The following is a 9614-nucleotide window of genomic DNA, read 5'->3' on the forward strand; positions in this document are numbered from 1 at the left end:
TACCAGGTCAGGCCGCCTGCAGCCCCTCGGCGCGGGCCAGCTCACGGAGCCGGCCGAGGGCCTGGATCTCCAGCTGACGGATCCGCTCCCGGGAGAGCGAGAACCGCGACGCGACCTCGGTGAGCGAGTGCTCGCGCCCGTCCTCCAGGCCGTAGCGGGCCCGCATGATGCCGGCCGAACGGTCGTCGAGGTGGTTGAGCAGACCCTCGATTCGCTGCCGCTCCAGGCCGGTGAGGACGATCTCCTCCGGCGACGGGGCGTCGCTGTCGGCGACCAGGTCGCCGAGGTTGGTGTCGCCGTCGTCGCCCACCGGGGTGTCCAGCGAGACGGTGTCCTGCGACCAGCGGCGCAGCTCGTTGACCCGCTCGACGGTGACGCCGAGCGCCGCCGCGATCTGCTCCGGCTCCGGGTCGCTGCCCAGCTCACGGGTGAGCTGCCGGGCCACGTTGCGCATCCGGTTGACGTCCTCGACCAGGTGCACGGGCAGCCGCACGGTGCGCTCCTGCTGCGCGATCGCCCGGCTGATGGCCTGGCGGATCCACCAGGTCGCGTAGGTGGAGAACTTGTAGCCGCGCTCGTAGTCGAACTTCTCGACGGCCCGGACCAGGCCGGTGTTGCCCTCCTGGATCAGGTCCAGCATGGGCATGCCCGACCGCACGTAGCGGCGGGCGATCGAGACGACCAGTCGCAGGTTCGCGCGGATGAACAGGTCCTTCGCGCGCTCGCCCTCGACGACCAGCCGCTCCAGGTCCTCCCGGTCGACGCCGGCGGGGACGCGGTCCTCACCGAGCAGGTGCTCGGCGTAGAGGCCGGCCTCGATCGCCTTGGAGAGATCGACCTCCTTGGCGGCGTCCAGCAGCGGCGTCCGGGAGATCTCGTGCAGGTAGACGCCGACCAGGTCCCGCTCCTCGGCGACCTCGTCGGTACGCATGCCGATGTTCTTGTCCACGATTGCCACGGTCCCCTCGCTCGCGCCGGTTGCCCGGTTCCTTGCCATCCCCACGTTCATCAGCCCTCCCCGTAACCTCCGCTGTGCCCGTAGGTGCTGACACCTACACAACAGATGAGACGCGTCGGGGATTCCATGTCGTGAGTCGAAACTGTCACGAATGCCTGAGTAGTAGCTGAGAGCCCGGTCCATGTTTGCTGTCAGGACCCCTGCTCGGGTGGCTCCCGGACGCCCCGGCGGAGGGCGTCGGAGCAGCGGAATCGTCGTCCGCTCAGGAAATCGCACCATTGCGAATTCCATGAACACAGCGACCCGCGTCACCGCCTCATTGCGATCCTGGTCACTGCGAGATACGCGTCCGCGGACCGGTCGGTTCAGCCACGGGTGAGGATTACCCCACGGCTGGTTGAACAATCCGCAGCGGGCGGGACGTCCCCACCCGCCACGTGATGCGCGTCGCACCCGTGGTGCGGGCCGGCCGGGAGGGGATCCGGCCGGCGGAGGCGTCAGGAGGCGAGCAGGGCGAGCGCGCCGCGTACCTGGTCGGCGGAGCGGGCCAGGGCGGCCCGGGCGGCCGAGACCTCGGCGCCGGAGACCAGCGAGACGAGGGCGGTCTTGAGGTCGCCGTCGGCCTCGTTGAGAGCGGCGCGGCAGACCTCCTCGGCGCAGCCGGTGGCCTCCATGAGGATGGAGATCATCCGGCCGCGCAGCTTGGCGTTGGTGGCCACCATGTCGATCATCAGGTTCGAGTAGACCCGGCCGAGGCGCACCATGACGGCCGTGGAGAAGGTGTTGAGCACCAGCTTCTGCGCGGTGCCCGCCTTCATCCGGGTCGAACCGGTGACCACCTCGGGTCCGGTGTCCACCCCGATGAAGACATCCACCGACGCGGCGGCTTCGGCCTCCGGATTGGCGCAGAGCAGCACCGTCGCGGCCCCCTGCGCCCGGGATGCGGCGAGCGCCCCGAGGACGTACGGGGTGCGCCCGCTCGCGGCCAGCCCGACCACCAGGTCGCCGGGCCGTACGCACTCGGCGGCCTCGGCGGCGCCGCCGCGCTCGTCGTCCTCGGCGTCCTCGACGGCCCGCCACATGGCCTCGGGACCGCCGGCCAGGTGCGAGCAGAACCAGTGCCGCGGCGAGTTGAAGGTGGGCGCGAGTTCGGCGGCGTCGAGCACGCCGAGGCGGCCGGAGGTGCCGGCGCCGAAGTAGTGCACCCGGTTCCCGCCGCGCAGCGCGGCCACGGCCAGGTCGACGGTCTCGGCGATCTCGTCGAGGACGGCGGCCACCGCGGCGGGCACCCGCCGGTCCGCCTCGTTGATGATGGTGAGCACGTCCCGGGTCGACATCAGGTCGAGGTCGACGCTGTGCGGGTTGCGCCGCTCGGTGGGGGCACCCACCCGGACCACCGGCCGCACGGCCATCTCGTCCCGCTCCACCCGTCCCGCCGTCATGCCCGCCTCCGGCCGGCGCCCACCCGGTGCGACTGGACGGCCTCGGCGGTCGCTTCCAGGGCCTTCCGGGCCTTGGCCCGGTTCCGTGCGGCCACCCCGACGAAGAGGCAGTCGACGACGGTCAGCTGGGCCAGCCGGCTGGCCATCGCGCCGGAGCGGTAGGTGGTCTCGCGGGCCGCGGTGGTCAGCACGTGGTCGGCGACCTCGGTGATCGGCGAGCGGGGGAAGTTGGTCAGCGCGACCGTCGTGGCGCCCCGGGCGCGGGCCTGTTCGAGCACCTCGATGACGTCCGACGTCGTGCCGGTGTGCGAGATGCCGACCGCGACGTCGCCCCGGCCGAGCAGGGCCGCCGAGGTGAGCGCGGTGTGCACGTCCGGGAAGTAGAAGGCCGTGCGGCCGATGCGGTGCAGCTTCTGCTGGAAGTCCGAGGCGACGAAGCCGCTGGCCCCGGCGCCGTAGACGTCGATCCGGCCGGCCGCGCCGATCGCCTCGACCACCTGCTCGCAGACGGCCGGGTCGAGCTGCTCGGCCGTCTCCTCGACGGCCCGCGCGTCGTTGAACGCGATCGTGGCGATGATCTGCGCCAGGTCGGCGCCGGGTGGGATGTCACCGCCCACCACGCGGGCGTCCGGCGGCTCGATCCGGCGGGCGGCCTCGGCGGCGAGCCGGATGCGCAGCTGGGGGTAGCCGTCCATGCCGACCGACCGGCAGAACCGGATGACGGTGGCCTCGGATGTCTCGGCGGCGGTGGCGAGGTCGGTGATGGTGCGCCGGGCGGCGTCGGCCGGGTCGGCGACGACCAGCCGGGCCACCCGCTGCTCGGCCGGGGACAGCGAGGGCAGCAGGCCGCTGATGTGGACGATCAGTCCACCGGGCTCGTGACTCGCAGAAATCTTCGGACTCTTCGCCACGGATGAAACTTACTTTCATGAGGCGTGACCGTCAACCATGACGGCGCGTATCCGGAAAAGTACCGCGTTCCGCGCCCGCTTCCCGCCCCAAGGGTCCCATTCCCGCAGCCCCGCCGCCTCCCCCGCTCCGGTCGACTCCCGGGGCGCCGGCCGACGGCCGGCCCGGCCGTCGCGCCTGCGACCTCGGCCGGACGGCCGCACCGAGGTCACCGGTCGGCCGGGGCCGCGTCACGACGGGGATCGACGGGCAGGAATCGCGCCCCGGTCATCGCCGCGCCGGCCGGGCGGCTAGCGTGGTGCCCATGGCGGAGCGCACGGTGCTGGTGACCGGGGGCACGGGCGGGCTGGGCGGCGCGGTCACGGCCGCCTTCCTCAGGGCCGGCTGGCGGGTGGTCGTACCCGAACGGGAGGGTGGCGGGACGGCGCCGGCGGCCGGCGGGCCGGTCCGCGTCACCTCGGACCTGCTGGACCCGGAGGGCGCCGCGCGGGCCGTGGCCGTCGCCACAGCCGAGCCGGCCGCGCCGCTGCGCGCCGTGGTCAACCTCGTCGGTGGCTACGCCAGCGGCGGCCTCGTGCACGAGACCCCGATCGAGGAGTTCGACCGGATGCTGCGGATCAACCTGCGGCCGACCTACCTGGTCACCCAGGCCGCGCTGCCGCACCTGGTCGCGGCCGGCGGCGGCGCGGTGGTCTGCGTGTCGGCGCGGGCCGCGCTGGCGCCCTTCCCCGGCGCGGCCGGCTACGCCACCGCCAAGGCGGCCGTGCAGGCCTTCGCCAACGCCGTGGCCGTCGAATACCGCCAGCGCGGGGTGCGCAGCAACACGGTGCTGCCCAGCGTGATCGACACGCCGGCCAACCGCGCCGCGCAGCCGGACGCCGACCACCGGCGCTGGGTCCCGCCCGCCGAGATCGCCGCGGTGATCCGTTTCCTGGCGTCCGACGAGTCGGCGCCGACCAGCGGGGCGAGCATCCCGGTCTACGGGCGGGCCTGAGCCGGCACCGGTTCGCCGGGGAGCCACTCGGTCAGGTGCGCGCGGATCCGGTGGGACACCTCCTCCGGGGTGCCGCTGCCGTCCACCACCACGAAACTGCCGTACTCCGGCAGGGTGCGGTAGGCCGTCGCCGCGTCGCTGAGCCACTGCATGCTCTCGTGGTCGGTGCCGCGCCGCTCGATCCGCCGGTAGGCCTCAGCCGGATCGAGGGTCAGCAGGAAGGTGACGCGGGGCGGCGGGAAGACGCGGTACCCGGCCCGGGCCAGCCGCTCCCACCGCTGCCCGCCGTGCGCCCGGATGCTGGCGTACTGGCAGGCGGACCAGCGGTCCATCACGGCCGTCCGGCCCGTCACCAGACAGGTCACCAGGGCGAGCGCGATGGCCAGCCAGCGGAGCAGGGACTCCAGGGCGAGCAGCCCGTTGCGCCCGACGAGCCGCTGCGCGTCGGGCCGGCCGACCCGCTGGGCGAGCCGGCCGAGCCAGCGGCGGCCGCCGGCGTTGCGGTGGTAGGTGGCGGGGTGGCCCGCGGCGGTGAGCGCCTCGGCGAGCCGGTGGGCCTGGGTGGTCTTGCCCGAGCCGTCGATGCCGATCAGGGCGACGGCGCGCAGTCGGGCCCTGCCGCGCCGCACCCGCTGTGACCTGGCCACCCTCCCGAGGCTATCCGACCAGTGCTCGCCTTCGGCGGTTTGTCCGCATTGTCACCGCCACGTCGGGGCGCGTCCCCAACAGGTGTGGCCGACCCGTTCGCCGGGTACGCAACTTCATTCCCACCGCCACCTACGACGACGGGAGACCCAGATGGCCGAGCGCGGGGACGAGACCCTGGTGCACACCCTGAAGAAGGTCGCCGCCGTGCTCAAGCAGTCCGAGATCCCCTTCGCGCTGGGCGGCAGCTTCGCCGTGTACGCCCACGGCGGCCACTCCAGCGACCACGACGTGGACTTCCTGATCCGGCAGCAGGACGTGGACCGGGCCTTGGAGGCCCTGGTCGAGGCCGGCTTCACCGCCGAGCGCCCGCCCGAGGACTGGCTGGTCAAGGTCTACGACGAGGGCCGGATGGTGGACCTGATCCACCGGCCGATCGAGACCCCGGTGACCGAGGAGACCTTCGCCGACACCATCGTGCGGCCGGTCGACGCCATCCACATGCCGGTGCTCTCGGCCAGTCAGCTCATGGTGCACAAGCTGCTCAGCTTCTCCCAGCACTACTGCGACTTCGCCCGGGCCCTGCCGCTCGCCCGCTCGCTGCGGGAACAGATCGACTGGGAACGGGTACGGAAGGAGACGCAGCACTCGCCGTACGCCGAGGCGTTCCTGGTGCTGCTCGACCGGCTCGACGTGCTGCCCGGCGGCGCGTCCGGAGGAAGGGAGACCCCGTGACCGGACAGCACGGCGGCGCGCCGCCCGACGAGTACGTCGAGGCGGAGATCCAGAGCATGTTGGCCGAGGACCCGGACGTCGCCGAACAGGGCATCACCGTGGTGCGCCGCGAGCGCGGCCTGGTGCTCTACGGCGAGGTGGAGAGCCCGCACCGGCGGGAGGAGATCCTGCGCCGGGTGGCCGAGCGCTTCCCGGACCTGCCGATCACCAGCGACATCGGGGTGATCCGCACCCAGGCCCCCAGCCAGGTCGAGGAGCTGCCGTGAGGGAGGTTCAGTGGTGATCCGCATCGCCGCCGTCGGCGACGTGCACCTGGACGAGGACGTCGTCGGCCGGTTCCGGCCGGCCCTGGAGGAGTTGCCCGACTGCGCCGACGTGCTGCTGCTCGCCGGGGACCTGACGCGGCACGGCACCGAGTCCGAGGCGCGCTGCGTGGCGCAGGAGTTCGGCGACCTCGGCGTACCGGTGATCACCGTCCTCGGCAACCACGACCACCAGTGCGACCAGGTGCCGCAGGTGGTGAAGGTGCTGGAGGACGCCGGGATCACCGTGCTGGAGGGGACCGGGGTCGTGCTGGAGTGCTCCGGCGGGCGGCTGGGCGTGGCCGGCGTGAAGGGGTTCGGCGGAGGGTTCGCCGGGCGGTGCGCCAGCGACTTCGGCGAGCCGGAGATGAAGGCGTTCGTCCAGACCACCAAGGACAGCGCGGACTCGCTCGGCGCGGCGCTGCGCGGGCTGGACTGCGACCTGCTGGTCGCGCTCACCCACTACTCCCCCGTGCCGGACACGCTCGCCGGCGAGCCCCTGGAGATCTATCCGTTCCTCGGCTGCTACCAGCTCGGCCAGGCGATCGACTCGGCGCCCACCGCGCTGGCCCTGCACGGGCACGCCCACCACGGCACCGAGCGGGGCACCACCCCGGGCGGCGTACGCGTCCGCAACGTCGCGCACCCCGTCATCAAGCAGGCGTACAGCATCTTCCACCTGGGTGATCATCTGGAGTGAGAGGCCAGGTTTCCCGGATCCGACGAACGGGTATCCGGCCGACATGGAGCTGATTCTCTGGATTCTCGCAGTCGTACTGGTGGTCGCCGGCATCCTCGCGCTGTTCCGCCGGCAGATCCTGTGGGGCATCGTCCTCATCATCGTCGGCCTGCTGGTCGGCCCCGGTGGCGTCAGCATCTTCACCAATTAGCCCGTCGACCTCCCACCACCCCTGACCCGCCGGGGTCGTCGGGTCCGAACGCCTCGTCCTCCCAGACAGGGGCTTCCGGACCCGGCGACCCCGGCGCCGTGCTGCCGCCCGCCGGTTTGCCCCCGGCGCCCCGGGGCGTCCGACGGCATGACGATCTCGGGGACCATCCGCCGGGTCGGGCGGGGCCGGAGGTGGTGGGCCCTGCTTGGCTTCGGCGCCGCGGTGACCGTCGCGGCCGCGCTCAACCTCGCCATCTGGCAGCTGAACCGGTGAGCGGCGCGGGGCGGTGCACCCCGCGCCCACCCGTGGTCAGCAGCGCGGCACGCCGGGGATGTACCCGTCGTAGCCGGTGTAGACGTACGCGTCGGAGATGAACCGGCCGGTGCCGATCCGGTCCCAGATCGAGCTGGTCCCGTAGGTGCCGCTGACACTGGTGCCGCTGGTCTGGCAGTAGATGGTGACGTTGGCGCCGTCGGCGACGGTGCCGACCGCGCTGTAGCCGGTGCCCGGGCCGGACCGCACCGTCAGGGCGACGCCGGAGCTGGTGTTGACGGTGCCGGCACCGGTGTTCGACCCGGCGCAGCCGTTGTCGCTCGTGTAGGTCTTGGTGCCCCAGTAGAGGGCGAGCGCCCCGTTGAACCGGACCTGGATGTCGTTGCCGTTCAGCCGCTGCTCGTAGTGCAGGTGCGGGCCGGTCGAGCCGCCGGTGCTGCCCACGTAGCCGATGACCCGGCCGTAGCCGACGGTCTGCCCGACCGAGACGTTGAAGCTGCTCAGGTGGGCGTAGTAGGTGGTGTAGCCGTTGCCGTGGTCGATCCGCACGTACTTGCCGTAACTGGTGCCGCCGAGGTCGGTCACCCGGTCGACGGTGCCGGGCGCGCTGGCCACCACCGGGTCGCCGAGGTCGTCGGTGCGGTTGAAGTCGACGGCGTAGGCCGGGCTGTGGTCGGACCGGGTCTGCCCGGACCAGGACTGGTTGCAGGGGAACGGAACCTTGAAGGTCGGCGCGGCCATGGCCGGCGCCGCCGGGACCAGGGCCACGAGAACGGCCGCCACCGCCGCGAGGCTGAACCAGCGTTTACGCATCCACTGCCTCCTATGTTGAAAGTTTTCGATCTGATACGGACAGCGTGGCAGAAAGTTCCATCGATGGGAAGAGGCCTCCCGAGCGATCGTTCAGCGGAGCGTGGGAGCGCGCCCACGGCCGGTGAGCGGGTTTCGGGATTGTTACCGGGCCGTGTCCGGCAGGGGGTGGACCGGACGGGATGCAAGCGCTTACATGTGGGGACGACCATCGGACCGGCGCGGGTTCGATTTCCCCCACGCGCCGGCAAGGAAGGAGATCGGCATGGCGTTTGCCAGATCGCGCCAGGCTCTCGCGATCGCCGGCGTTCTGGGGCTGGCGCTCGGCGTCACCGCCTGCGGCACCGGCAACGACAAGAAGAGCAGCAACGCGAGCAAGCCCGAGTGCGCCGCATACGAGAAGTACCAGGGCCACGACGGCAAGAAGGTCACGATCTACTCGTCGATCCGGGACATCGAGGCCGACCGCCTGGACCAGTCCTGGAAGCAGTTCGAGGACTGCACGGGTATCGACATCGACCACGAGGGCTCGGGCGAGTTCGAGGCCCAGCTCGGCGTACGGGTGGACGGCGGCAACGCTCCCGACCTGGCCTTCATCCCGCAGCCGGGTCTGCTCAAGCGGTTCGTCGACTCGGGCAAGATCAAGGAGGTCGGCGCCGACACCAAGGCCATGGCCGAGCAGAACTTCACCCCCGACTGGCTGAAGTACAGCACGGTCAACGGCAAGCTCTACGGCGTGCCGCTCGGCTCCAACGTCAAGTCGTACGTGTGGTACTCGCCGAAGACCTTCAAGGACAAGGGCTGGTCGGTCCCGACCACCTGGGACGAGCTGATCGCCCTGAGCGACAAGATCGCGGCGAGCGGCACCAAGCCGTGGTGCGCGGGCATCGAGTCCGGTGACGCCACCGGCTGGCCGGCCACCGACTGGATCGAGGACGTGCTGCTGCGCACCCAGGGGGTGGAGGTCTACGACCAGTGGACCACCCACGGCATCCCCTTCAACGACCCGAAGGTCGCCGACGCGGTCGACAAGGCCGGCACCATCCTCAAGAACGAGAAGTACATGAACGGCGGCTTCGGCGGCGTGAAGAGCATCGCCACCACCTCCTTCCAGGAGGCCGGCACGCCGATCACCACCGGCAAGTGCGCCATGCACCGCCAGGCGTCCTTCTACGCCAACCAGTGGCCGGAGGGCACCAAGGTGGCCGAGGACGGCGACGTCTTCGCGTTCTACTTCCCGGCCGTCGACCCGTCCAAGGGCAAGCCGGTGCTGGGCGCCGGCGAGTTCGTCTCGGCCTTCGCCGACCGTCCCGAGGTCCAGGCGGTCCAGACCTACCTGGCCTCCGGCGAGTACGTCAACAGCCGCGCCAAGATCGGCGACTGGCTGTCGGCGAACAAGAAGCTCGACATCAACAACGTCCCGAACCCGGTGGACAAGCTCTCCGTGCAGATCCTCCAGGACCCGAAGACCGAGTTCCGGTTCGACGGCTCGGACCTGATGCCGGCCGCGGTCGGCGCGGGCACCTTCTGGAAGGGCATGGTCGACTGGATCAACGGCAAGGACACCACCACGGTGCTGAACGGCATCGAGGGCAGCTGGAAGTGATCTGAGGCGGTGGCCCGGTCCGCGTCGCGGACCGGGCCACCGCCCGCAAC

At 71.6% G+C, this 9614-nt stretch carries 11 protein-coding genes and 1 pseudogene; 7 read left to right on the forward strand and 5 right to left on the reverse strand.

Annotated features, from left to right (window positions below):
- Nucleotides 1–7: 7 nt before the first annotated feature.
- From GA0070214_RS29090 to GA0070214_RS29100, 3 genes are all read right to left on the reverse strand, one after another.
- The gene (locus GA0070214_RS29090) at nt 8–997 is read right to left on the reverse strand and encodes a sigma-70 family RNA polymerase sigma factor (protein WP_208602949.1); all 990 of its coding nucleotides are present in this window, start codon (nt 995–997) and stop codon (nt 8–10) included.
- A 458-nt stretch (nt 998–1455) separates the two neighbouring features.
- A complete protein-coding gene (gene murQ / locus GA0070214_RS29095; RefSeq protein ID WP_091269721.1) occupies nt 1456–2400 on the reverse strand; it encodes an N-acetylmuramic acid 6-phosphate etherase in 945 nt (314 codons plus the stop codon).
- The gene (locus tag GA0070214_RS29100) at nt 2397–3311 is read right to left on the reverse strand and encodes a MurR/RpiR family transcriptional regulator (protein WP_091269722.1); all 915 of its coding nucleotides are present in this window, start codon (nt 3309–3311) and stop codon (nt 2397–2399) included. The genes murQ and GA0070214_RS29100 overlap by 4 nt, the downstream gene beginning before the upstream one ends.
- 302 nt (nt 3312–3613) lie before the next feature.
- Here GA0070214_RS29100 and GA0070214_RS29105 point away from each other — a divergent pair, with 302 nt between their 5' ends.
- Nucleotides 3614–4303 (forward strand): SDR family NAD(P)-dependent oxidoreductase, encoded by a 690-nt coding sequence (locus GA0070214_RS29105; protein ID WP_091269723.1) that lies wholly within the window; start codon nt 3614–3616, stop codon nt 4301–4303.
- Here GA0070214_RS29105 and GA0070214_RS29110 read toward each other — a convergent pair.
- Complete coding sequence (locus tag GA0070214_RS29110) at nt 4288–4950, reverse strand: dTMP kinase (protein ID WP_091269724.1); 663 nt, start codon at nt 4948–4950, stop codon at nt 4288–4290. The two genes, GA0070214_RS29105 and GA0070214_RS29110, sit on opposite strands and share 16 nt — an antisense overlap.
- Here GA0070214_RS29110 and GA0070214_RS29115 point away from each other — a divergent pair.
- From GA0070214_RS29115 to GA0070214_RS32885, 5 genes and pseudogenes are all read left to right on the forward strand, one after another.
- Nucleotides 4886–5683, forward strand: coding sequence for a nucleotidyltransferase (locus tag GA0070214_RS29115; RefSeq protein WP_279615679.1), 798 nt, complete (start codon nt 4886–4888; stop codon nt 5681–5683). The two genes, GA0070214_RS29110 and GA0070214_RS29115, sit on opposite strands and share 65 nt — an antisense overlap.
- Nucleotides 5684–5739: 56 nt before the next feature.
- A complete protein-coding gene (locus GA0070214_RS29120) occupies nt 5740–5949 on the forward strand; it encodes a hypothetical protein (protein ID WP_204342491.1) in 210 nt (69 codons plus the stop codon).
- 10 nt (nt 5950–5959) lie between these two features.
- Nucleotides 5960–6738 (forward strand): annotated as a pseudogene (locus tag GA0070214_RS29125) (metallophosphoesterase family protein).
- Nucleotides 6729–6875: a GPGG-motif small membrane protein gene (locus tag GA0070214_RS32010; protein ID WP_167364351.1), complete on the forward strand. Its 147-nt coding sequence runs from the start codon at nt 6729–6731 to the stop codon at nt 6873–6875. The pseudogene GA0070214_RS29125 and the gene GA0070214_RS32010 overlap by 10 nt, the downstream one beginning before the upstream one ends.
- A 147-nt stretch (nt 6876–7022) precedes the next feature.
- Nucleotides 7023–7148 carry a hypothetical protein gene (locus GA0070214_RS32885; RefSeq protein ID WP_279615680.1) on the forward strand — a complete coding sequence of 42 codons (126 nt, stop codon included), beginning with the start codon at nt 7023–7025 and terminating at the stop codon, nt 7146–7148.
- 36 nt (nt 7149–7184) lie between these two features.
- Here the strand turns inward: GA0070214_RS32885 and GA0070214_RS29130 are convergent, their stop codons facing one another.
- On the reverse strand, nt 7185–7961 hold the full coding sequence (locus tag GA0070214_RS29130) for a M23 family metallopeptidase (protein WP_091269728.1): 777 nt from the start codon (nt 7959–7961) through the stop codon (nt 7185–7187).
- A 262-nt stretch (nt 7962–8223) separates the two neighbouring features.
- Between GA0070214_RS29130 and GA0070214_RS29135 the strand changes: the two genes are divergently transcribed.
- Entirely contained in the window at nt 8224–9564 is a 1341-nt protein-coding gene (locus tag GA0070214_RS29135; protein ID WP_091269729.1) for an ABC transporter substrate-binding protein, read from the forward strand.
- Nucleotides 9565–9614 lie beyond the last annotated feature (50 nt).

The organism is Micromonospora chaiyaphumensis, from assembly GCF_900091435.1.
Classification (GTDB): domain Bacteria; phylum Actinomycetota; class Actinomycetes; order Mycobacteriales; family Micromonosporaceae; genus Micromonospora; species Micromonospora chaiyaphumensis.

Excerpts from the sequence above, each read along its gene's own strand:
- GA0070214_RS32885 (WP_279615680.1), top strand. The coding sequence starts at position 7,023 with ATGACGATCTCGGGGACCATCCGCCGGGTCGGGCGGGGCCGGAGGTGG.
- GA0070214_RS29090 (WP_208602949.1), bottom strand. The coding sequence starts at position 997 with ATGGCAAGGAACCGGGCAACCGGCGCGAGCGAGGGGACCGTGGCAATC.
- GA0070214_RS29115 (WP_279615679.1), top strand. The coding sequence starts at position 4,886 with ATGCCGATCAGGGCGACGGCGCGCAGTCGGGCCCTGCCGCGCCGCACC.
- GA0070214_RS29120 (WP_204342491.1), top strand. The coding sequence starts at position 5,740 with ATGTTGGCCGAGGACCCGGACGTCGCCGAACAGGGCATCACCGTGGTG.
- murQ (WP_091269721.1), bottom strand. The coding sequence starts at position 2,400 with ATGACGGCGGGACGGGTGGAGCGGGACGAGATGGCCGTGCGGCCGGTG.
- GA0070214_RS32010 (WP_167364351.1), top strand. The coding sequence starts at position 6,729 with ATGGAGCTGATTCTCTGGATTCTCGCAGTCGTACTGGTGGTCGCCGGC.
- GA0070214_RS29130 (WP_091269728.1), bottom strand. The coding sequence starts at position 7,961 with ATGCGTAAACGCTGGTTCAGCCTCGCGGCGGTGGCGGCCGTTCTCGTG.
- GA0070214_RS29135 (WP_091269729.1), top strand. The coding sequence starts at position 8,224 with ATGGCGTTTGCCAGATCGCGCCAGGCTCTCGCGATCGCCGGCGTTCTG.
- GA0070214_RS29105 (WP_091269723.1), top strand. The coding sequence starts at position 3,614 with ATGGCGGAGCGCACGGTGCTGGTGACCGGGGGCACGGGCGGGCTGGGC.